Here is a 23,565-nt window from a genome sequence, read left to right on the forward strand (position 1 = left end):
GAAGGGACACTCGGTCCAGACGGTGCCGGGCCTTTACAGTGCAGGCGCGGTATGAATTGTCAGGCCCAGCCGCTCAAGATGGGCCCGGTGCGAGGCAGGCAGGTCCGCCGCGATCACGATGTCGTCAAAAACTTCCAGATCAACCACGTGGTACAGGCCGTTGGATTCGAACTTGCTGGTGTCTGCCAGCAGGACCTTGCGTTCGGCCACTTCGATGATGGCCTTCTTGGTCAGTGCAGCCTCAGCATCCGGGTGGAAAAGAGCGCCGTTTTTCAATGCCGTGGTGGAGACGAACACCAGGTCCGCGGCAATGCGCTTGACCTGGTCCACCACCACGGTCCCAAGGAAACTGTCCGTTTCGGAGTAGTACTGGCCCCCCAGCCCGACAAGCGCGATCGACGGATGCTGCGCGACCAAGCCCATCAGGCCCAGCGAGTGTGTGATCACCGTGGACGGCTGGCGGTCCGCGATGTACTGGCCCATTGCCCCGACAGTGGTGGAATCGTCGAGGCACACGATGGCACCGCTGGGGATTAGCCCAGCGGCGGTGCGGGCAAGCAGGTCTTTCTGGCCCGAGTTCATATGACGCCGGAGCCTGACATCGCGTTCAGCGAACCTGCGCGGGATGGCTCGGGCGCCGCCACGGATGCGTTCCAGCCTTCCGTCCCGGGTCAGCTGATCCAAGTCGCGGTGGATGGTCATGACACTGACGCCGAAGGCCTCGGCCATTGCCTCCAACTTGGCACTGGCGTGCTCCTCCACGAACCGGGCCAAAGCGTGGCGGCGGGCGTCGGGCTGCAGGCCTTGGAGGGCTGTTCCGGCGTTGGATTCCACACCGTGCTGTTCGGTAGTCACATTCCAGATGGTAGATCCAAACCCGAAGTGAATCAAACATCGATGATTACTTCTCACTTCTAACATAATCTATGTTATCTTTGTGAAATTATTGTTAGATTGACCACACGGATTGCAAACGACGCAAGGGAGCGACATGAGATCTGATGCACTGGCCCGGGAGGCCTCCGACGCAACACCAACCACTTTCTTCGACCGGCTGGGGCTCCCCAGGCCGCTGATCTGGGGGTTCGTTGGCCTGACCCTGTTTATGATCGGCGATGGTGTCGAGACGAACATCCTGGCGCCCTACCTGACCGACGCACACGGATTCTCCATCCCGCTGGCAGGTTCGCTGGTCACCGTCTATGGGATCGCCGTCGCCATCGCCGCCTTCTTCTCCGCGGCCCTGTCGGACCTGTGGGGTCCGCGGAAGGTCATGATCATCGGAGCGGTAATCTGGATCGTGTTCGAGGTTCTGTTCCTCGGCGTGGCCCTGGCCGCCAGCTCCAACACGGTCCTGATCTTCATCAGTTACGGGCTCCGCGGCTTCGGATACCCGTTCTTTGCCTACGGATTCCTTGTATGGATCAGCGCCACGGCCAAAGCCAAGCGCCTGGCCATGTCCATCGGCTGGTTCTACGTCGCGTTCAGTGCCGGCCTGCCCACGCTCGGCGCCGCCACGGCCAGCGTCTCCCTGGAAATCTTTGGCCTCTCGTACTACCAAACCCTGTGGATCTCGCTGGTCCTGGTGGTGGCCGGCGCTGCAGTCGCGTTGATAGGCGTCAAGGAAAAGACAGGCCGCGCCCCGCTGGTGGAAAATTCCGATCAGGTCTGGGCCACCCTGACGTTTGGCCTGAAGCTGCTGGCCACCAATCACAGGGCCCTGCTGGTGATGCTCACCCGCATGATCAACTCGATCCCCACGTACGGCATGGCCATCTTCTTCCCGGCCCTGTTCCTCGAGCGTTTCAACTGGTCCGTTGGGCAGTTCCTGATCCTGACCACGGTGATCTACGCAGTGAACATCCCCTGCAACCTGTTCTTCGGCTGGCTCGGCGACCGCCTCGGCTGGAGCCGCACCGTCACATGGTGCGGTGCACTGGTGTGCGCCGTATCCATGCTGGGTCTCTATGTGGTGCCCGACTATGCGGTGGGCCATGGCTGGGCAGCCGCATACCCGCTCACCTTGCTGATCGGCGCCGTCTTCGGCATCGGCCTGGCCGGCTTCGTGCCGCTCTCCGCCATCGCCGTATCACTGGCCCCGAAGCACCCGGGCGCCGCCATGAGCTCCTACAACCTGGGCATCGGCGCTGCAGTGTTCGCCGGACCGTTGCTCGTGGCACTCCTGTACGGCACGCTGGGCGCAGCTGGAATGGTGTATCTCTTCGCGGCCCTCTACCTCGTGGCTGCCGTCTTCTCCCATGCCCTGCGCGGAACACAGCCCGGCTTCGACGGCGTTCCCGCTCCGGTCCCCGGCAGCATCAACACAACACCTCAGCCCGCGGCTACCAGCACCAACTGACCCACCCCACTTCCCATCAGAGGAGAGCACCATGGAACTCAGCAACAGCAACCTGCCACATCTCCCCGAAACGGTGGCGCCGCCGTCGTACGACCGATCCGCCGTTACGGCCGGCATCATCCACTTCGGCGTGGGTGGCTTCCACCGAGCGCATCAGGCCATGTATCTGGACCGGCTCATGAACGCCGGCAAGGCCCTGGACTGGGGTATCTGCGGTATGGGCGTAATGCCATCGGACACAAGAATGCGGGATGCCCTCAAGGCCAGTGACGGGCTGTACACCCTGGTGGTCAAGAACCCCGACGGCAGCCGCGACGTCCGCGTCATCGGTTCGATCATCGACTATGTGTTCGCTCCGGACGACCCGCGGGCCGCCGTCGAACGCCTGGCCGACCCCGCCATCCGGATCGTCTCCTTGACCGTGACCGAGGGCGGGTACAACGTCCATTCCGTTACCGGCGAATTCGACCTCCATAATCCGCAGGTGCAGGCGGACCTGGCCGCGCCAGCGCGGCCGCAAACCACCTTTGGGCTGGTCTGCGCCGGGCTCAGGCTGCGCCGCGAACGCGGGATCGCGCCGTTCACCGTGATGAGCTGCGACAACATCCAGGGCAACGGCGAGGTGGCGCATCGGATGTTCACCGCGTTCGCCACTGCCCTTGACTCGGAATTCGGGGCCTGGCTGGACGCCGAAGTGCCGTTCCCGAACTCGATGGTGGACAGGATCACCCCGGTCACCACCGATGCCGACCGCGCGGACGTTGAGGAGCGCTACGGCATTAACGATGCATGGCCCGTGGTCAGCGAGGACTTCGTCCAGTGGGTGCTGGAGGACAAGTTCGTCGCGGGTCGCCCGGACTTCGAGGACGCCGGTGTCCAGCTCGTGGAGGACGTGGTTCCGTACGAGCTGATGAAGCTGCGCCTGCTCAACGCCAGCCATCAGGGCCTGTGCTACTTCGGCCACCTGGCCGGGTACCGCGCGGTGCACGATGTTGTCCGGAACCCGCTGTTTGCCAGGTTCCTGCTGCGCTACATGGACGAAGAAGCCACACCCACGCTCTCAGCGCTTCCCGGCGTCGACCTGCAGGCGTACAAACACAAACTGATCGAACGCTTCAGCAACGAATACGTGGCCGATACCGTAGCGCGCCTGTGCGCCGAGAGTTCGGACCGCATCCCGAAGTGGCTCATGCCTGTGGTCCGCGAGAACCTTGCAGCAGGCCGGCCGGTGGAACTGTCCGCTGCGATTGTGGCCAGCTGGGCGCGCTACGCCGAAGGAGTGGACGAGGGCGGAGAGCCGATCGCCGTCGCCGACCGCTTGGCCGAACAGCTGACGGAAGCGGCGCAACACAACCGCGGGGACCTGGACGCGTTCATCGCCAACCGTGAGCTTTTCGGCGACATCGTGGACGATGAACGCTTCCGCAGCGCCTACCGTGGCGCGTTGTCTTCGCTCCACACCCAGGGCGCCATCGCCACGTTGGAGACGCTTCTGGGCGCACCGGCGCGCAGCCGGTAGCGGCCGGCCCCGTTGCGGGGGGGTGGTCAGGCGCGGGAGATGCTGATCATTTCCTCGCGCGGGACTACTTTGATGCGTTCACGCACGACGGCGGCGGTCCCGTCGGCGCCAGGCTCGCCTTCCGTCCACGCGGCGCCGAGGGCTGCTTCGTGCGCGTCCAGCTTGATCCAGCCCTCCCACGTGGTGAACTCGATGCCGCGCTCTTCCAGAAGATCGATGATGGCCTGCGGATCCGGGTTCTCGGCCGGGGGAAGCGTGAGCCGGTCCTCCAGCAGGAAGCCGATGGTTTCCAGGGCGTCACCCTTGGTGTGCCCGATCAGGCCGACCGGCCCGCGCTTGATCCAGCCGGTGGCGTAGATGCCGGCGACGGGGTTGCCGCCGGCGTCCAGTACGCGGCCGCCCTCGTTGGGGATCACTCCGCGTTTGGCGTTGTATTCCAGCTCGTCCAGGGGCGAGCCGTGGTAGCCGATGGCGCGGTACACGGCCTGGACGGGGTAGTCCACGAACTCGCCCGCGCCCTTGACGTTGCCGGTGCCGTCCAGTTCCATACGCTCAAACTTGATGCCGGCCACCTGGCCGGACCCGCCGTCGTCGGGGTTTGCATAGACCTCAACCGGGCTGTGCAGGAAGTGCAGGTGCAGGCGGCGCGAGGACGGCTCTTCTGCTTCGGCGTGTTCTTCCACGAGCCAGTTGGTCAGCGTGTTCACCATGGTTTTGATCTGGTTGTTGCTGCGGATGGCGTCGTCGGAGGCCTCGTCGAACTCGAAGTCCTCCGGGTACAGGACAATGTCCACGTCCTTCATGTGGCTCAGCTCACGCAGTTCCAGCGGCGTGAACTTGACCTGTGCCGGGCCACGGCGGCCGAACACGTGCACGTCAGTGACGGGCGAGTTCTTCAGGCCCTGATAGACGTTGTCCGGGATCTCGGTGGTGAGGAGTTCGTCGGCGTGCTTGACCAGCATGCGGGCCACATCCAGGGCCACGTTCCCGTTGCCGATCACGGCGATTTCCTTGGCCTCCAGCGGCCAGTCACGCGGCACATCGGGGTGGCCGTCGTACCAGGACACAAAGTCGGCGCCGCCGAATGATCCGGCCAGTTCGATGCCCGGGATAGCCAGATCGGCGTCCTTGATGGCGCCGGTGGAGAAGATCACGGCGTCGTAGAAGGCCCGGAAATCATGGAGGGTGAGGTCGCGGCCGTAGGTGACGTTGCCCAGGAAGCGGATGTCACCCCGGTCCAGGACCTTGTGAAGTGCGTTCACGATCCCCTTGATGCGCGGGTGGTCAGGCGCTACGCCGTAGCGGATCAGGCCGTACGGGGCGGGGTAAGCCTCGAAAAGGTCGATGCTGACCTCAAAATCGCCGTCCTTCACACCGTTGGACTTGGTCAGGATGTCCGCCGCATAAACACCTGCCGGTCCCGCACCCACAATGGCAACGCGGAGTGGACGCTTGGAGGTGGTTTCGCCTGGGTTGGACACCGGGAGCCCTTCTGGAAGGAGGATTTCGCGCCGGACGCGCTAAGTGCAGTTCGCAGCGCAGTTGCGCACGATGTCCCATTCTAAATGTGTTGCAGCGGCACCACGTCGCCTTCCCGGTACAGCAGCGCCCGGAGTTCGGCTTCGGCGGAGTCCAGGCGTTTGGGGTCGATGGTCTCCCCGGCGGCAAAATGGTCCAGCAGCCGGGGATCAACATAGCTCTTGCGGGCGATCGACGGCGTGTTTCCCAGCACCGCGGCGGCCTCCAGCATGGCCACACTGATGGCGCCCTTCCGCGCCGAGACAGTCTTCTGCGGGCCGCTGCGCGCCAGGCTTACGGCGGCTGAAACTGTTCCGCGCAGCGTGCGGAAGTCCTTGGCGGTGAAGTCCAGGCCCGTCCGCTCCTTGACGTACGCATTGATGTCCGCACTGGTAACGGGCCGCCAGGTCCGGCCGTCCTTGAACGCCAGCAGCCTGGCGTTTCCACCGCGGCGCTTAAGCGTCCGCACCAGGGCGGCGAGGTCGGCGTCGTGGATTTCCGATTCCCAGTCCTTGCCACTCTTGGCCGGAAACTTCAGCTCCAGGCACTCCTTGCGGACGTGGACGTGCGCACACAGCAGCGTGGCCAGGCCGCGGCTGCCGTTCTCGTTGGTGTACCGTTCGGAACCCACCCGCAGGGACCCGCTGTCCAGCATCCGGAAGGCCGCGGCCAACACGCGTTCGCGGCTGGGACCGTCACTGCGCAGGTCCAGGGTGACGAACCGGCGGGCGGTGGGCAGCGACTCCGCCAACTGCAGGGCGCGGTCAAACTTCACGCGGTCTTTCCGCTCGCGCCAGGCGGGGTGGTAAATGTACTGCCGCCGGCCCATCGCATCGAGGCCAGTCGCCTGGATGTGCCCGTTATCGAAGGGCGCAATCCACACGTCCGTCCATGCCGGTGGGATGCCGATGCTTTCCAGCCGGTCCCGGACAGGCCCCGGCGGCAGCGTGGAGCCGTCCAGGTCCCGGTAGCTGAACCCTGTCCCGGCGGGCACGCGACGGTAGCCGCGGCCGTTCGCGTTGCTGCGGCGGAGCCTCATGGGACGGCAACCTGGAGGTTCATCGGTTCCATAAAAGAAAGCGTACTGACTTTTGACTGGAATACGCGTCCAGCAACTGGTGTTATTGGTTAGGTGCCTACTCCCCCTGAAACGAACTCCCTGCCCAAGACCGCTGTCACCGCTCCATCCGGTCTTAAGGCTGTGGACAAGGAGACGACGGCGGGAGTCCTGTTCGGGTTCGGCGCCTACGGGTTATGGGGGCTGCTCCCGCTGTACTTCTTTGCGCTGATGCCCGCCGGAGCGGTGGAGATCGTGGCCAACCGTGTGGTGTGGTCCCTGATTTTCTGCGTCTTCCTCATCACCGTCACCCGGTCCTGGCGTGCGCTGGCCGGAGCCTTCCGAGACCGCTCGGTGTTCGGTTCATTGGCCCTTGCGGCGGCCCTCATTGCCGTGAACTGGCTGACGTACACGTATGGCGTCACCACCGGTCAGGCCGTCGAAGCCGCGCTGGGCTACTTCATCAATCCGCTGGTCTCGGTCCTCCTGGGTGTGTTCGTCCTGAAGGAGAGGCTGCGCCCCCTCCAGTGGGCCGCCGTCGGCATTGGGTTTGTTGCGGTGGGCGTGCTCACGGTGAGCTACGGCAAGCTGCCGTGGATCGCCCTGACGCTGGCCTTCAGCTTCGGCTTGTACGGGTTCGTGAAAAAACGCGTTGGCCCGAGGGTGGATGCGGTGACCAGCCTCAGCGTGGAAACCATGGTGCTGGCCCCGGTCGCCGCGGCCACCATGGTATTCCTGGGCGTCAGCGGCTCGGCCACCCTGGCCAGCCAGGGCCCCGGGCACTTCTGGCTCCTGGTGGCTTCCGGCGTGATCACCGCGGTGCCGCTGCTGTTCTTCGGCGCATCGGCCCGCCGGCTGCCCATGACGACCATCGGGCTGCTGCAGTACGTCGCCCCGCTCCTGCAGTTCATCGTGGCGCTGGTGGTGTTCCAGGAAGCCATGACCGCCAGCCGCTGGATCGGCTTCGGGGTGGTGTGGCTGGCCCTGCTGCTGCTGACCGTCGATATGCTGCGGATGGCAGGCAAGAACTCGAGGAACAGGAAGCGGGCCCGCACCTCATAAAACGGGCGCGCGAACGAACACTTGAGGCCCTGGAATCATCGATTCCGGGGCCTCAAGTGTTCGTTCGCGCCGTTGCGAGGGGACGCTAACTCTGTGGGGTGGGTCCTAGGCGTTGGCCTTGATGGCGGCGGCCAGAACGTCCAGGCCGTCGTTCAGCAGGTCGTCCGTGATGACCAGCGGGGGCAGCAGGCGGATGACGTTGCCGTAGGTGCCGCAGGTGAGGATGATGACACCCTCCTTGAGGCAGGCAGCCGCCACGGCCTTGGTCAGCTCGGGGTTGGGTTCCTTGGAGCCGGCCTGGACCAGTTCGATGGCCAGCATGGCGCCGCGGCCGCGGATGTCACCGATCACTGCGCTTCCGGAGGAGTCCAGCTCAGCCTGGAGTTCCTGCAGCCGTCCGGTTGCGAGCTGCTCGATGTGGCGTGCAGCTCCGGCGAGGTTGTATTCCTCCATGGAGCCGATGGCGGCCAGCGCGGCGGCACAGGCCACCGGGTTGCCGCCGTAGGTGCCGCCCAGGCCGCCCGGGTGGACGGCGTCGAGCAGGTCGGCGCGGCCGGTGATCGCGGACAGCGGCATGCCGCCGGCGATGCCCTTGGCCATGGTGATGATGTCCGGGACAACGCCCTCGTGGTCCACCGCGAACCATTCGCCGGTACGGCAGAAGCCGGACTGGACCTCGTCGGCGATGAACACCACGCCGTTGGCCTTGGCCCAGGCGGCCAGCGCGGGGAGGAAGCCCTCGGCCGGGACAATGAAGCCGCCCTCGCCCTGGATGGGTTCGATGATGATCGCGGCCACCTGGTCGCCGCCGATCTGCTTCTCGATCATGGTGATGGCGCGCTTGGCGGCCTCGGCACCGGTGATCGAGGGGTTCTCCTCGCGGAACGGGTAGCTCATGGGCATGCGGTAGACCTCGGGCGCGAACGGGCCGAAGTTGGTCTTGTACGGCATGGCCTTCGCGGTCAGCGCCATGGTCAGGTTGGTGCGGCCGTGGTAGGCGTGGTCAAAGGCGACGACGGCGTCACGCCCCGTGGCGAGGCGGGCCACCTTGACGGCGTTCTCCACAGCCTCGGCGCCGGAGTTGAACAGCACGGTCCGCTTCTCGTGGCTACCCGGGGTCAGGCGGTTGAGCTGCTCGGCGAGGGCCACGTAGCTTTCGTACGGGGTGACCATAAAGCAGGTGTGGGTGAAGTGCTCAACGGCTTCCTTCACAGCCCCGACGACGGCGGGATCGGACGCGCCGACACTTGTCACCGCGATGCCCGAGCCGAGGTCAATGAAGGAGTTGCCGTCGACGTCGTGGATGATGCCGCCGTCGGCGTCCGCAACGTAGACCGGAACGGTGGAGGCGACACCAGCGGCGACCACTGCCTTGCGGCGCTCGGTCAGGGCGATGGACTTGGGGCCCGGGAAGTCGGCCTGGACACGGCGCTTCTGTTCCAGGCGGAAGGTGATTTCACTTGCTGTGGTGCTCATGGGAGTCTTCTTTCTGCGTGGCGGGGTCTCGACAGGCTCGACCACCGGAACTCTTAATGCGGGGGTGGGGTCTCGACAAGCTCGACCACCGGGAGAGTCGTTAGGCGTCGAGTGCGCTCATGACGTGCTTGATGCGCGTGTAGTCCTCGACTCCGTACATGGAGAGGTCCTTGCCGTAGCCGGACTGCTTGAAGCCGCCGTGGGGCATTTCGGCGGTGAGGAGGATGTGGGTGTTGATCCAGACCGCGCCGAAGTCCAGGTCGCGGCTCATCCGCATGGCCGTGCCGTGGTCGGACGTCCAAACGCTGGATGCGAGGGCGTATTCGACGTCGTTGGCCAGTTCGAGTGCCTCCGCCTCGGAGGTGAACTTCTGCACGGTGATGACCGGGCCGAAGGTTTCCTGCTGGACGATGTCATCAGTCTGCTTGGCGCCGGTGACGATGGTGGGTTCGAAGAAGAAGCCCTTGTCCCCGGCGCGGTGCCCGCCCGTGACAATCTGGCAGTTCTCCGGGAGGTGCTCCACCACGGAGGTGACAGCGTTGAAGTGGTTCACGTTGTTCAGCGGGCCGAAGTAGTTGTCTTCGTCGTTCTGCGAGCCAGTGTGCAGGGTCTTGGTGTGCTCCACCATGGCTGCTACGACGTCGTCGTGGACTGAATCTTCAACCAGTACGCGGGTGATGGCGGTGCAGTCCTGGCCGGCGTTGAAGAAGGCGAACTCGGCGATGGCCGCGGCGCTCTTTTTGATGTCCGCGTCCTTGAACACGATGGCCGGGGCCTTGCCGCCGAGCTCCAGGTGGGCGCGCTTGAGGCCCTTCGCGGCCCCGGAGGCGACGGCGATGCCGGCCCGTACGGAACCCGTGATGGAGACCAGGCCGGGGACCCGGTGTTCCACCATCATCGCGCCGGTTGCGCCTGTTCCGAGGACGACGTTCAGGACGCCAGCCGGAAAGATCTCCCCGGCGAGACGGGCCAGCACCAGAGTGGATTCGGGGGTGGTGTCGGACGGTTTGAGGACCACCGTGTTACCGGCGGCGAGTGCCGGGCCGATCTTCCAGATGGCCATCAGGAACGGGTAGTTCCAGGGGGCAACCTGGGCCACAACGCCGATGGGTTCGCGGCGTACGTAGGAGGTGTGGCCTTCGAAGTACTCGCCCGCGGACTTGCCTTCGAGGATGCGTGCGGCACCGGCGAAGAAGCGGAGCTGGTCGGCGCCGGCGGCAACTTCCTCGGACGCGATCAGCGAGCGCACCTGCCCGGTGTTGCGGTGCTGGGCCTCCACCAGTTCGTCGCTGTTGGCCTCAACGGCGTCGGCGAGTTTGAGCAGCATCAGCTGGCGCTGCCCCGGAGTGACGTGCTTCCACGTCTTGAAAGCATCCTTGGCCGCGGTCATGGCAGCGTCGACGTCGGCCTGGATGGACACAGGCGACTGCGCCACCACCTCGCCGTTGGTGGGGTTGACGATGTCCAGCAGGTCGGTGCCCGCAGGCGTGACGAACTCACCGTTGATGAAGTTCTGCAAGGTTTGAACCACGGTGTACAACCTCTTTCATAAGGGAACATCAGCTGCGAAGCGGATGGTTGCGACTGCCTTGAGCCTATGCCAGCACCTTCACCCCGGGGAATAGCCACCTGCACACCCTTGGCCGCAATGTTTAGTGCGGTTGACCAGCGTCCGTCTATCCTTGGACCATGGCCATTTCCCTCGCCACCCTGCTCGGCGTGCACTCCCTCCACCTGTCCAATGCGGGCCTTGCCGAGACCACCTGGCACGAGGACATCAACTGGGTTGCCGTCACGGAGCTGGAAGACCCGCAGCGCTTCCTCAGCGGCGGCGAACTGGTGCTCACCACCGGCATGCGCCTGCGGTCCGCGCCCGAGCAGCGGCGCTTCGTCCGCCAGGTCCAGCGCGCCGGAGCCGTGGGCATAGGGTTCGGGACAGGGCTGACGCACGACGCCGTCCCGCCGGCCCTGATTGCCGAGGCCAACCGCTGGGGGCTGCCGATCGTCCAGGTGCCTTACGAGACGCCGTTCATTGCCATTGGCAAACTGGTCGCGGAAGCGCAGGCCGCTGATCACGTCGCCAAGCTGGAGCGCCTCATCGCGGGACACCAGATCCTTGCACGCGCCCTCCTCACCGGCGGCGGCCTCGCCCAGCTCCTGAAGCACCTGGGCGGCATGCTGAGGACAGAAATCGCCCTCACCCAGTTCACCGCCCACCTCTACAACAGCAGCGCCGAGCTCCCCTTCGCTGACACCTGGACCTCCTACCCCATCCCCACCGGCCGCCGCGATGCCTGCACGCTGTGGGTCCGCCAGCCCTTCGAGGATTCCGGCATCATCGGCTACGCCCAGAACCTGATCAGCGTGGAGCTGAACAACATGGTCAAGCAGCGCCAGGCCCAGCGCGCCCTGTGCGGCCAGGTGCTGGAGGACGTCATCCACGGGTCCCTGGAGACCAGCGAGGCCCAGCGCCGGCTCGCGGGCGTAGGCCTGAACAGCACGCGCAAGAACGTGGTGCTGCTGGCGGTGTCCGCCGCCCATCACAAGGCCCTGGTGAGCACCTCGGTGCCGCAGCCGCTGGAGAACGCGGTGGCCGCCGTCGTCGGGAAGGACCTGGTGGTGGTGATAAACGACGACGGCGGCGCGGCACCTGCGCTGGCCAGGCGCCTCAGCGACCACCTGGCTGAGGCCGGGATCCATGCGACGATCGGGATCGGCGGCGCATACACCAAGCCGAACGGCCTGCGCTGGAGCTACTTCGAGGCGCGCGATGCGGCCAGCCACGGCCTGCCGGTGAACGAGCCGGAACGCCTGAGCCTGACCTCCCTATTGCTGGCCAGCGAAGACGTTCCGCTGGCCGACATGGCCCACGAGTCGCTGAACCCGCTGCGCGCCTTCGACGCCGCCCACGGTGCGGAACTGGTGACCACCCTGGAAAGCTACCTGAACAACAACGGTTCCGTGGCAGCCGTCGCCGAAGCCCTGACCCTGCACCGGAACACGGTGCGGTACCGGCTGGCGCAGATCACCGAGCTCACCGGCTACGATCCTTCGGTCACCGCGGACCGCGTGCAGCTGTGGCTGGCGCTCGCCGTGTCGCGGCTCGGAGCGCGGCAAGCCAGGTAGCTCCCACAACTGCAACGCGGGGTCACTTCTCGCCCAATTCTCGGCCCCGGAAGGGCGTTGAGTGACCCCGCGTTGATGTGACCGGACTCCCCATCCCATCCGGATTCCGAACAGGTCCGAATACTCCTATGACACCTTCGTGGTGCGTGGAAACTATTTGGCTACCTAACTGGAGATGAACGTGAATAAGACCTTCAAGACCGCAACCCGGATCGCCGCAGGAACAGCACTGGCATTCTCTGCCTTCGCCGTGACGTCACTGCCCGCCCAGGCCGCAGAAGGCGGCCTGATCAACGGCGGATTCCTCAATGGCGGCGTGGTCAACGGCCCCGTCGTTGACGGCCCCCTGGTGGACCTGGGCGACACCGGCCCGTTCCAGTTCGGCCAGTTCCAGTAATCCTCAGGTGACAATCCTGTCCTGATCCTCCCGCAGGCCGGCCGAGACCGCCGGCCTGCGGGAGTCCCTTCCTGCCCAGCCCCGCAATGCGGGTCCATTTGGCGTGCCCGGATGCCCCCGTCCGCCTGCTTTGCCATGCCCGGCCGCCATCCCCTCGAGATACCCGAGAAGGAACATGTCCCCGAACTCCTTGAACTCCCCCGCCCACGACGCCGAAGCAAGGCTGGAACTGACCCCGGCCCAGCGCGGCATCTGGTACGCCCAGCAGCTGGCACCGGAGAATCCGATGTTCCAGATCGGCCAGTTCATCGAGATCGTCGGGCCCATGGACGTGGAGGTGCTGGCAGACGCCCTGCACCAGGCGGTATCCGAAACAGACGCCCTCAATATGGCCTTCGCTGAGGATGACCGCGGGCCGTTCCAGTACCACCGGCGCAAAGCGGCGGTGCTGGACATCACCGATCTGGGCAAGGCCAAGGACCCTGAAGCCGAGGCCAGGTCGCTGATGGACTCCGATCTGGGTCTCCCCCGCAACGCCGCCACGGATGAGCTGCTGCACACCGAGCTGATCAGGCTCTCTGCGGAACGCCACTACTTCTATCAGCGGGTGCACCACCTGATGCTGGACGGCTACTCGGCCGTGCTGGTCCTCAAGCGTGTGGCCGGGCTCTACAACGAACTGCTGGACAACGAACTGCTGGACAATGCACGTCCGGACGGCGCACTTCCGGACGGCGCAGGGACCGGCAGCACCGACGGCGAGCCCCGCTTCGGGCCGCTGCATGAACTCCTCGCCGCCGAAGCCAGCTACCCCGAATCCTCCGCGGCCGCGGCAGACCGCGCGTACTGGGACGCGCAACTGGCCGATGCCCCGCCGGCTGCCGGGCTGGCCGGCAGGCCCGACGCCGCCGCCACCTCATTGGTGCGCGCCAAGAGGGCGTTGCCCGCCTCAGCCGCTGCCGCCCTGGCATCGGCAGCCGGCAGCGCCCCCGCACTGGTCCTCACCGCGGCTGCCCTCTACCTGCACCGGATCACCGGCGAACGCGACGTCTCGGTGGCCCTGCCGGTGACCGCGCGGCGTGGCAAGCTGGCTAAGTCCACGCCGTCCATGCTGTCCAACATCGTGCCCGTCAGGCTGGCCGTGGATCCCGGGGCAACGGTCCGCAGGACCATCGAGGCCGTCGGCGCAACGTTGCGCGGCGCCCTTGTGCACCAGCGCTTCCGCTATGAAGACCTGGGCTCCCAGGGCGGCTACCTTGGGCCGTCGGTGAATATCCTGCCGGTCCTTGACGACGTCAGCTTCGGTGCCGCCCGGGGCACCATGAACATCCTCTCCACCGGACCCATCGATGACCTTTCGATCGTCATCCACGGGCTGAGCGCCAGCGCCGGCACCCGTGCCGGGAGAACGGACGACGGCGCCGGGCAAGCTACCGGAGCGCACGGCAACGCCGGGCAGGCGACCGTCCAGTTCGAAGGAAATACCGCCCTCTACAACACAAATCGGCTTGAGGACCACCTGGGCCGCTTCATCAGGCTCCTGGAGCACGTGGCCACCCAGCCGGACGCCCGCCTGGCCGATCTTGCCGTAACCACCGAGCAGGAGGAACGCGCCTTGCTGGCCGCCGGGGAAGCAGCTGACCTGGCCCTGCCGCGGCACACCATCGTGGAGGAGTTCCAGCTCAACGCCGCAGCGGACAGCTCCCGGACCGCCGTGGTGGCATCCGACGGCGAGCTCACCTTCGGCGAACTGGAGGCGCGTTCCAACCAGCTCGCCCGGTTCCTCCGCGGCCACGGAGCCGGCCCCGGAAGCACCGTCGCGGTCCGGCTGGACCGCGGCGTCCTGCTGCCGGTCGCCATCCTGGCGATCCTGAAGTCCGGTGCCGCGTACCTCCCGCTGGACCCGGACTACCCGGCCGGCCGGGTTGAGGGCATGCTCGACGACGCCGCCCCGGTCCGACTGCTGACCACCTCGGCCTTCACCGGCGAAGGCTCCAGCCACGAAGGACTCACCACCGATGTCCCCGTGTCCGTCCTGGACTCGGCCCTGGTGGCCGCCTGCCTGGCTGGCAAGGACGCCTCCGCGGTGGAGCCCCTGGCCGGCCAGCAGGACCTTGCCTATGTGATCTTCACGTCCGGTTCCACCGGGCGGCCCAAGGGTGTCGGCGTCGAGCACCTTGCCCTGCTGAACCTCTACACCTCCCACCGGGACAGCATCTTCCTCCCGGCGGAAACGCGGCTGCGCCGGAAACTTCGGGTGGCGCACACCGCCGGGTTGTCCTTCGACGCCTCGTGGGACCCCATCCTGTGGCTCATCGCCGGGCACGAACTCCACCTCGTGGACAACCAGACCCGCCGCGATCCCGAAGCACTCAGCAGCTACCTCGCCGGGACCGGCATCGACTCGATCGAAACCACGCCGTCCTTCGCCAAGGTGCTGCTGGCCGGCGGCCTGTTCGACCAGGAGACCCACCCATCAGTGGTGGCCCTCGGCGGCGAGGCCGTGGATGCCCCGCTCTGGAGCGCCCTGGCCGAAAAGGACGGAGTGGTGGCCTACAACTTCTACGGCCCCACCGAAACCACAGTGGATTCCCTTACCGCCGTGATGGAGCCCGGCACCGAACCAACCCTGGGCGGATCGGTCAGCAACAGCCGCCACTACATCCTGGATTCGGGACTGAACCCGGTACCTGTCAGCGCCGTCGGCGAACTGTACGTCGCCGGCGTCAACCTGGCCCGTGGCTACCTCGACCAGCCCGGCCTCAGCGCCGAACGTTTTGTGGCCGACCCGTTCGCCCTGGACGGCTCGCGCATGTACCGGACGGGCGACGTCGTCCGCCGCCTCCCCGACGGAACCCTCGAGTTCCGGGGGCGCATGGATGCCCAGGTCAAGATCCGCGGCTTCCGCATCGAGCTCGCCGAAATCGAGGAAGTCCTCCGCGCCCTGGACGGTGTGGAACACGCGGCCGTTGCGGTGAGCAAGAACCGCGCCGGCTACGACCAGCTGCTGGGCTACGTCACCGCGGCCGCCGGTGCGGGAACGACCGGTGCGGGAACAGTTGGTGGAGGAAGCACAGACGAAACCGGAGCCGCTCTGGACACGGTGGAACTCCGCAAGCAGGCGCGCCGGCAACTGCCGGACTACATGGTGCCTGCTGCGATCCAGCAGATCCCGGCCATTCCGTTGACGCCCAACGGCAAACTGGACACCCGTGCACTGCCCGCGCCGGCCCAGGAAACCGCCGCCACCGAACCACGGAACCGGCGTGAACGGATCGTGGCCGACGCCTTCACGGAAATCCTGGGGCTCCAGGCCGTGGGGCTGGACGACGACTTCTTTGACCTCGGCGGCCACTCACTGCTGGCCACGCGGCTCGTGGCGCTCCTCCGCGACAGGACAGGTGTGGCACCTGCGCTGCGCACCGTGTTTGAAAAGCCCACCGTGGCTGCCCTCGCCGAGTCGCTGGAGCTGGGCGCCGGCAACGCCCATCCGCTCGAACCGGCGGAACGCCCGGCACTGGTGCCGCTGTCCTTCGCCCAGCGGCGGCTGTGGTTCCTGAACCGGTTCGACCCCGAATCCGGTGCCTACAACATCCCGGTAGTACTGGACCTCAAGGGGTCCCTGGATGTGGCGGCGCTGGAGACTGCAATCGGCCGTGTCGCCGGCCGGCACGAGACCCTGCGGACCATCTTCCCGCTGGTGGACGGCGAACCGGCGCAACAGATCCTCCCCGCCGGCGAGCGCCCGCCGGGCCTGCTGGCTGTGCAGTGCACCGCGGACAGCCTGGCCGGTGCCCTCGAGGCCGAAACCACCCGCGGCTTTGACCTCAGCCGCGACCTGCCGCTGCGGGCTGTCCTGTTCCAGCTGGCGCCGGACCACCACGTACTGGCCATTACCCTGCACCATATTGCCGCCGACGGCTGGTCCCTTGCCCCGCTGGCACGGGACCTCTCGGAGGCCTACAACGGACTGGCCTCCGGCCACGACGTCCCGCCGATTCCCCTGCCGGTCCAGTACGCCGACTACACACTCTGGCAGCGCGCCGAACTGGGCAGCGAGGACGATCCCGAGAGTGCCATCTCACGGCAGCTCGAGTTCTGGACCCGCGAACTGCGCGGCGCCCCCGAAGAACTCCGGCTCCCGTTCGACTACAGCCGCGGCGCGCATGGCGAGACAGGGCCGGCGTCGTCCGTTCCCCTGGCCATCCCGCCGGAAACCAGCACCCGGCTCAACGCCCTGGCCCGGCAGCACAACGCCAGCCTCTTTATGGTCCTGCAGGCCGCGCTCGCGGCCCTCCTCACCAAGTCCGGCGCCGGTGACGACATCCCGCTGGGCACGCCTGTGGCCGGACGGACGGACACCCAGCTGAACGAACTGGTGGGCTTCTTCGTCAACACACTGGTGCTGCGCACGAACACATCCGGCAATCCCACGGCCGCCGAGCTGGTGGAGAGCGTCCGGTACACCAACCTGCACGCCTACGCCAACCAGGAAGCGCCGTTTGAACGTGTGGTGGAGGAGCTGAACCCCACCCGTTCCCAGCACCGCCACCCGCTCTTCCAGGTCATGCTCACCCTGCAGAACACTGCCGCGGCCGGACTCGCCATGGACGGGCTGGAAGCCACCGCAGACCTCAGCCAGGAACCCGGCGGGGCCAAGTTCGATCTGCTTCTGGACCTTGCCGAAACGGGTTCCGGCGGAGAAGGTGCCCCGGCAGCTGAAGGCAGCGCTGCCGGCATCCGCGGCTCGCTCGCCTACAACCCCGCACTGTTCACCCGCGCCACGGCCGAGCAACTGGTGGAAGGCTACCTCGCCGTCGTCGAGCAGTTCGCTGCTGATCCGGGCGTCACGCTGGACCGCCTCCGGATCCAGTCGCCCAGCAAGCAGCAACTCGCCCTGGAGCAGAGCCTCCGCAACGGACCCGCCAACACGCCCAACACCCAAGCCGAACAGCAAGGGACCGTGGTTGATGCCTTCTTTGCCACGTCGGCGCGGACACCCCGGGCGTCGGCGCTCATTGACGAGTCAGGGCCGGACCTCGGGATCAGCTTCGGCGAGCTCCACAGCCTGGTTGCCTCCGCCGCCAAGGGGCTCGTGGCCTCGGGGGTGGAACCTGGCGACCGCGTCGCCGTTTTGCTGCCGCGCACCGCCGACGTTGCTGTTGCAGCCCTGGCCGTCCTGGCTGCCGGGGCCGTCTATATTCCGGTGGACCTGAGCTATCCGGCGGAACGGATCGGAATGATCCTGGCCGACGGCGCCCCGGCCGTGGCGATCGTCGCGGCACCCGATGCCTCAGGATCTGAAGATTTTGGTTCCGATGGGTGGCGGACCTTCAGCATGCAGATGCTGCACGACGCCGGCACGGACGTCCCGGACGCGGCACTGGAGCGGCGGCTCCCGGCACCCTCGGATCTGGCCTACGTGCTGTACACGTCGGGTTCCACCGGGCGTCCCAAGGGTGTGGCCGTGGAACACAGTGCCCTGGCCAACCTCTATTTCCACCATCACCGCACGCTGTACGCCCCGCGGTTCGCGGCGGCAGGCGCTGCCCCGGGCACCAGCGCTGCCGCTGCCCCGGTGGCCGTGGCGCATATCGCCGGTCTGGGCTTCGACGCCGCCTGGGATCCGATGCTCTGGCTGGTGGCCGGGGCGGAACTCCACATGGTGGCGGACGAGGTCCGCGGCGATGCGGAGGCGCTGAGCAGCTACTGCCGCGAGCACGCCATCGATGTGCTGGAGACAACCCCGTCCTACGCCGCGCAACTGCTCCAGAGCGGCCTGCTCGACGCCGGTCGGGACCAGCCGCTGCTGCTGGCCCTGGGCGGAGAAGCGGTCCCGGCGGACCTCTGGACCCAGCTCGCGGCCACGCCGCAGGTGGAGGCCTACAACTTCTACGGCCCCACCGAGTTCACCGTTGATTCCGTCACGGCCAAGGTCACGGGCGGCTCGCCCACCATCGGCCGCGGCATCGCCAACACGGATACTTTTGTGCTGGACCAATACCTGGCACTGGTACCGGCCGGCATCCCCGGGGAGCTGTACCTCGCCGGACCGGGCATGGCACGCGGCTACGACCTGCGGCCCGCCGAGACAGCCTCCCGCTTTGTGGCCAATCCGTTCGCGGCCGACGGCAGCCGGATGTACCGCACCGGAGACCTGGTCCGGCGGGCCCACGACGGCTCGCTCGAATTCCTCTCGCGCACGGACGATCAGGTCAAAGTCCGCGGGTTCCGGATTGAACTCGGCGAGATTGAAGCCGTGCTTTCGGCGCACTCCGGCGTTGAGCGGGCCGTTGCCCTTCCCGACGGCGAACCGGCCCACCGCGTGGTGGCGTACTACACAGGAACCACCACTCCAGAGGACCTCCGCCGCGTGGCCGCGGACAGGTTGCCGGACTACATGGTCCCGGCCGTCCTGATGCAGATCCCCGAGTTGCCGCTGACGCCGCACGGGAAGCTGGACCGTACGGCCCTGCCCGCCCCAGTGACTGCCGGCAGTGGCCTGGGCACCGCTCCGGCCACCGCCGGCGAGCGCACCATGTGCGGGATCTTCGCCGAAATGCTGGGCGTGGAGAACGTCTCCATGGCCGACGACTTCTTCGTCCTGGGCGGCCACTCCTTGCTGGCCATCTCCATGATGGGCCGGATCAGGGCTGAATTCGGCACCGAGTTGCCGCTGCGCACCCTCTTTGACCAGCCCACCCCGGCGGGGCTGCTGGATGCCGTGCGCGGGCCCGTGGGTACCGCCGCGTCCGCGGCGTCCACAAGCTCCGAAGTGTCAGCCCCGTCCGACCCGTCCGCCGCATCCGCAGCAACCCTCACAACGCAGAGCGCCCTCGAAAGGGAGGACCTCCCCACTCCCCTCCCGGAGTGGCTGGCCGGCCCCGACGCCGTCCGTCCCGACCGCCTGGAACTGTCCTACGCCCAATCCCGGATGTGGTTCCTGAACCAGCTGGATCCGGGCGCCGCCGACTACAACATCTCACTCGCGGTCCGCCTGTCCGGCGAGCTCAACGAGCCGGCCCTTGCCGCCGCCGTCGAGTCCCTGTTCCAGCGGCACGAAGTCCTCCGCACCGTCTATCCGGCGACCGGCGGCGTTCCGGAGCAGCTGATCCTGGATCCTGAAACGGGAAGCGCCGGTATGGGCCTTTCAATGAGCACCGCGGCGTCGGACCACGACGTCCGGCGGTTCCTGCGGGAGGATGCAGAACGCGGCTTTGATGTCCGCACCGACCTGCCGCTCCGTGCCCGGCTGATCCGCATCGCGTCCGACGGCGGTGCGTCCGACGGCGGTGCGTCCCACGGCAGTCCGTCCCAATGGGTCCTGCACCTGGTGATGCACCACATCGCCAGTGACGGAGCCTCCCTGGCCCCGTTGGCGCGTGACCTCACAGCGGCCTACGAAGCCGCGCTCGGCACGGGTCCCGCGATCGGTACGGAACCGGCGGCCGAACCTGCCCCGCTTCCCCTGCAGTACGCGGACTTCAGCACCTGGCAGCGGCAGCAGCTTGATGGGAAAGCCCTCACGTCCCGGCTGGAACACTGGCAGCACACGCTGGCCGGGATCCCGGCCGAACTCACGCTGCCTGCGGACAACCGCCGCCCCCGCGAATCGCGCCAACCAGGCGCGCAGTTGGGGTTCCGGATCAGTGCCGCCAGCGTCACGGCCCTCCAGACCCTGGCCTCGGCGTCGAACGCGTCCCTTTTTATGGCGCTCCACGCCGGCCTGGCGTCGTTCCTGCACCGCACGGGCGCCGGCGACGACCTGGTGATCGGCTCCCCCACCGCCGGCAGGACGGAGCCTGCCCTGGCCGGGCTTGTGGGGTTCTTCGTGAACACCCTCCCGCTGCGGGTCAGTGCCGCCGGGGATCCCAGCCTCCGGACCATGCTCGGCCGGTCGAGGGAGAGCATCCTTGATGCCTTCGACCACGACGACGTGCCTTTTGAACGGCTCGTCGAAGCGGTCAACCCGGAGCGGGAACTGGGCCGGCACCCCCTGTTCCAGACCATGCTCACAGTGGACAACGAGGCACCGGCCGTCCCGCAACTGCCGGGCGTCATCGTGAGCCCGGAGCCGGAGACCGCGTCCGGGGAGGCCAAGTTCGATCTGTCCTTCACCTTCCGGCCAGAGGACGACGGCGGCCTGGCCGCCACCGTTGACTACAACGCCGCCATGTTCAGCACGGAAACAGCCCAACGGCTCGCGGACGACTTCGGCCGGTTGCTGGACCTCGCGTCCGCGTCCCCGGACAGTCCCCTCGCCGCACTCCCGCTGGTGGGGGAAGCGGAAGCGGCCCGCCTGATGGCCGCCACCGCCGGGTCCCGCTCGGGTTCCGCCGCTGCGGCCGCCGCCTGGGAAGACGAACCCAACATCCTGGCAGCCTTCGCCGCGACAGTCAGCGCAACGCCCGACGCAACCGCACTGGTCGCTGCGGGAACTGGCATTGCCGGATCTGGCAATTCAGGAACGTTCGGAAGCGAAGAAGCGTCCGACGGCGGGACCCTGACTTTCGCCGAGCTGGCAGCTTCGGCGTCCCAGGTCGCTGCCGGGCTCATCACGGCGGGAGTCGGCCGCGGCGACGTGGTCTCCGTTATGTTGCCTCGCTCGCTGGGAACGGTCCAGAGCCTGCTGGGCGTGCTGTCCGCAGGGGCCGTGTACAACCCCATCGATACCGAATACCCGGACCATCGAGCCTCAGCCATCCTTGAGGATGCCGCACCGCAGGCAATCCTGACCACCACGGCGCTTGCCGGCAGGGTGGCGCAGATCCTTGCCGGCCTCGCAGTTTCGCCGCGCGTACTCCTTCTCGAAGATCTGGCCGAGGCGCTGACCGCCGAAGCCCCGGTCCACAACCCGGACCCGCGCGATCTGGCCTACGTGCTCTTCACGTCGGGCTCCACGGGCCGGCCCAAGGGCGTGGAAGTCAGCCACGGAGCGTTGGCGGAGCTGCTCGCCTCGCATCGGGAGACGCTGCTATCAGGCGTTGGCCGCCGGCGGGTGGCACACACCACGGGCGTGGGCTTCGACGCGTCCTGGGATCCGATCCTGTGGATGGTGGCGGGCCACGAGCTGCACCTGATCTCCGACCACACGCGCCGGGACTCCAAGAATCTTGCCGCCTACTTCGCCGGGCACAGCATCAACGCCTGGGAAACCACGCCCGGCTACCTGCGCCAGCTCCTCACCGAACCGGAGTTCGCCGGTCTCCTGGCCGGACACGCCGGCGGCGCAGACGGCGCAGACGGCGCAGATGCCTTCAGCCTGGCCCTCGGCGGCGAAGCGTTCGACGCCGGGCTCTGGGAGACCGTCGCGGCTAACCCGGGAATCCGGGCCTGGAACCTGTACGGACCCACCGAGGCCACCGTGGACACTGCCCTGGCGCGCGTTGGCGACACGGAAGCACCTGTCCTGGGCAGGCCCACCGCGGGGACTCGGCTTTATGTCCTCGACACCAGGATGCAGCATGCCCTGCCGGGCGCGTCCGGCGAGCTCTACATCTCCGGCCGCCAGCTGGCCCGCGGCTACCGCGGCTTGCCCGGGCTGACCGCCGAACGGTTTGTGGCAGACCCGTTCGCGGGCGGCGGCGAACGGATGTACCGCACCGGCGACGTGGTCTCCCGGCACGCCGACGGCCGGCTCGTGTTTGGCGGCCGCAACGATGACCAGCTGAAGATCCGCGGCTTCCGGGTGGAGCCCGGCGAGGTGGAGAACGCACTGCGCAGCGCGCCCGGCGTCGTCGAGGCGGTGGTCCGTGCTGTCGGGAACGACGACGACGGCGGCCTCCGCCTGATCGCGTACGTTGTGCCGGCGGCGGGTGAGCAACCCAACGGCGGTGCCCTGCCCGACGTCGTCCGTCACCACGTGCGGGGGCTGCTGCCGGACTATATGGTGCCCGCCGCCGTCGTGGTCATCGCTGAGGTGCCGCTGACCCCGCATGGAAAGGTGGACACCGCGGCGCTGCCGGATCCCGGCACGGCAACGCGCGGTGCCGGCCGTGCCCCGCGGACCCCGCGGGAAGAAGCCGTGGCCGGCATCTTTGCCGAGGTGCTGTCCCTGGAGCGTGCCGGTGTGGACGAATCGTTCTTCGAGCTCGGCGGCCATTCCTTCCTGGCCCAGCCGCTGATTGCCAAGGTCAACGCCGCGCTGGGAACGGACCTGCAGGTCCAGTCGCTGTTCCGGGCCCCCACGGTGGAGGGGCTGCTCCGGGAGGCCTCGAAGGGGGCTGCCGAGAGCACCTCGGACAGCCTCCGGCAGCTGCTGCCGCTGCGGACCACGGGATCCCGGCAACCTCTTTTCGCGGTGCACCCCGCCTCCGGCATCAGCTGGGGCTATGCCTCGATGCTGGGCCGGCTGGACCCGGAACGTCCCCTGATCGGGCTGCAGATGCCCGGGATGGAGCCGGGCCGGACCCATCCGGTCAAGGCCGCCACGTTGACCGGACTGGCCGATGACTACATCGCGAAGATCCGCTCCGTGCAGCCCCAGGGGCCCTATCACCTGATGGGCTATTCGTTCGGCGGGTCCCTGGTCCACCGGCTTGCTACCAGGCTGCAGGAGCTCGGCGAGGACGTGGCGTTCCTGGCCATCCTGGATGCTTTTCCGGGCCAGGAGGACAACGCCGACGTCGGCACGGGACCGGAACTTTGGGCCAGCTACCTCGACGCCCAGGGCTACGATCTGTCCGGCGAGGACCTGCCGGCCCTGGACGCCGCACGCACCCAAGAAATCCTGCGCGAAAACCACAATCCGTTGGGCAACGTTCCGCTGGATTCGGTCCAGGCCATGGCGGGTAACTTCCCGGCGTTGGCCAGGCTGATCCGCCAGGACCAGCCCCAGGTCTTCGCCGGCGACCTGCTGTTCTTCCGGGCCACCGACGAGGTGCCGGCAGGTACCCCCGGGAGTACGGCCTGGGTGCCCTACGTCACCGGGACCATCACCGACGTCGCCGTGGATGCGCGCCATTCGGAGCTCTTAAGTGACCGGGCTCTCAGCACAATAATGCCGGCGTTGGCCATCCGGCTTGGCAGCGGAGCCGAATAACCAGTGATGC

The 23,565-nt window shown here is 67.2% G+C and carries 11 protein-coding genes; 6 read left to right on the forward strand and 5 right to left on the reverse strand.

The window, feature by feature from the left end:
• Positions 1–33: 33 nt before the first annotated feature.
• Positions 34–855, reverse strand: coding sequence for a DeoR/GlpR family DNA-binding transcription regulator (locus tag ACZY0Q_RS07465; RefSeq protein WP_463915536.1), 822 nt, complete (start codon positions 853–855; stop codon positions 34–36).
• Positions 856–991: 136 nt separating this feature from the next.
• Between ACZY0Q_RS07465 and ACZY0Q_RS07470 the strand changes: the two genes are divergently transcribed.
• Together ACZY0Q_RS07470 and ACZY0Q_RS07475 are read left to right on the forward strand one after the other, a co-directional pair.
• The gene (locus ACZY0Q_RS07470) at positions 992–2,359 is read left to right on the forward strand and encodes an MFS transporter (protein WP_463915537.1); all 1,368 of its coding nucleotides are present in this window, start codon (positions 992–994) and stop codon (positions 2,357–2,359) included.
• A 31-nt stretch (positions 2,360–2,390) separates the two neighbouring features.
• On the forward strand, positions 2,391–3,878 hold the full coding sequence (locus ACZY0Q_RS07475) for a mannitol dehydrogenase family protein (RefSeq protein WP_463915540.1): 1,488 nt from the start codon (positions 2,391–2,393) through the stop codon (positions 3,876–3,878).
• Between the two features lie 26 nt (positions 3,879–3,904).
• Here the strand turns inward: ACZY0Q_RS07475 and ACZY0Q_RS07480 are convergent, their stop codons facing one another.
• Together ACZY0Q_RS07480 and ACZY0Q_RS07485 are read right to left on the reverse strand one after the other, a co-directional pair.
• Positions 3,905–5,359: an FAD-dependent oxidoreductase gene (locus ACZY0Q_RS07480; RefSeq protein ID WP_463915542.1), complete on the reverse strand. Its 1,455-nt coding sequence runs from the start codon at positions 5,357–5,359 to the stop codon at positions 3,905–3,907.
• 80 nt (positions 5,360–5,439) lie between these two features.
• Positions 5,440–6,435, reverse strand: a complete 996-nt coding sequence (locus ACZY0Q_RS07485; protein ID WP_463915545.1) for a DNA topoisomerase IB — start codon at positions 6,433–6,435, stop codon at positions 5,440–5,442.
• Positions 6,436–6,528: 93 nt separating this feature from the next.
• Between ACZY0Q_RS07485 and rarD the strand changes: the two genes are divergently transcribed.
• Positions 6,529–7,515, forward strand: a complete 987-nt coding sequence (gene rarD, locus ACZY0Q_RS07490) for an EamA family transporter RarD (protein WP_463915547.1) — start codon at positions 6,529–6,531, stop codon at positions 7,513–7,515.
• A 105-nt stretch (positions 7,516–7,620) separates the two neighbouring features.
• Here the strand turns inward: rarD and gabT are convergent, their stop codons facing one another.
• Together gabT and ACZY0Q_RS07500 are read right to left on the reverse strand one after the other, a co-directional pair.
• Complete coding sequence (gabT, locus tag ACZY0Q_RS07495) at positions 7,621–8,991, reverse strand: 4-aminobutyrate--2-oxoglutarate transaminase (protein WP_463915548.1); 1,371 nt, start codon at positions 8,989–8,991, stop codon at positions 7,621–7,623.
• A gap of 100 nt (positions 8,992–9,091) precedes the next feature.
• Positions 9,092–10,522: a gamma-aminobutyraldehyde dehydrogenase gene (locus tag ACZY0Q_RS07500; protein WP_463915550.1), complete on the reverse strand. Its 1,431-nt coding sequence runs from the start codon at positions 10,520–10,522 to the stop codon at positions 9,092–9,094.
• A 158-nt stretch (positions 10,523–10,680) separates the two neighbouring features.
• Here ACZY0Q_RS07500 and ACZY0Q_RS07505 point away from each other — a divergent pair, with 158 nt between their 5' ends.
• The 3 genes from ACZY0Q_RS07505 (at position 10,681) to ACZY0Q_RS07515 (ending at position 23,555) form a co-directional block, all read left to right on the forward strand.
• Positions 10,681–12,117, forward strand: a complete 1,437-nt coding sequence (locus ACZY0Q_RS07505) for a PucR family transcriptional regulator (protein WP_463915551.1) — start codon at positions 10,681–10,683, stop codon at positions 12,115–12,117.
• 181 nt (positions 12,118–12,298) lie between these two features.
• Positions 12,299–12,514, forward strand: coding sequence for a hypothetical protein (locus ACZY0Q_RS07510; RefSeq protein ID WP_463915553.1), 216 nt, complete (start codon positions 12,299–12,301; stop codon positions 12,512–12,514).
• A 175-nt stretch (positions 12,515–12,689) separates the two neighbouring features.
• On the forward strand, positions 12,690–23,555 hold the full coding sequence (locus ACZY0Q_RS07515; protein WP_463915554.1) for an amino acid adenylation domain-containing protein: 10,866 nt from the start codon (positions 12,690–12,692) through the stop codon (positions 23,553–23,555).
• The last annotated feature ends 10 nt before the right edge of the window (positions 23,556–23,565 follow it).

The organism is Pseudarthrobacter lactosi (assembly GCF_055412785.1).

Excerpts from the sequence above, each read along its gene's own strand:
- ACZY0Q_RS07470 (WP_463915537.1), top strand. The coding sequence starts at position 992 with ATGAGATCTGATGCACTGGCCCGGGAGGCCTCCGACGCAACACCAACC.
- ACZY0Q_RS07475 (WP_463915540.1), top strand. The coding sequence starts at position 2,391 with ATGGAACTCAGCAACAGCAACCTGCCACATCTCCCCGAAACGGTGGCG.
- ACZY0Q_RS07485 (WP_463915545.1), bottom strand. The coding sequence starts at position 6,435 with ATGAGGCTCCGCCGCAGCAACGCGAACGGCCGCGGCTACCGTCGCGTG.
- gabT (WP_463915548.1), bottom strand. The coding sequence starts at position 8,991 with ATGAGCACCACAGCAAGTGAAATCACCTTCCGCCTGGAACAGAAGCGC.
- ACZY0Q_RS07505 (WP_463915551.1), top strand. The coding sequence starts at position 10,681 with ATGGCCATTTCCCTCGCCACCCTGCTCGGCGTGCACTCCCTCCACCTG.
- ACZY0Q_RS07515 (WP_463915554.1), top strand. The coding sequence starts at position 12,690 with ATGTCCCCGAACTCCTTGAACTCCCCCGCCCACGACGCCGAAGCAAGG.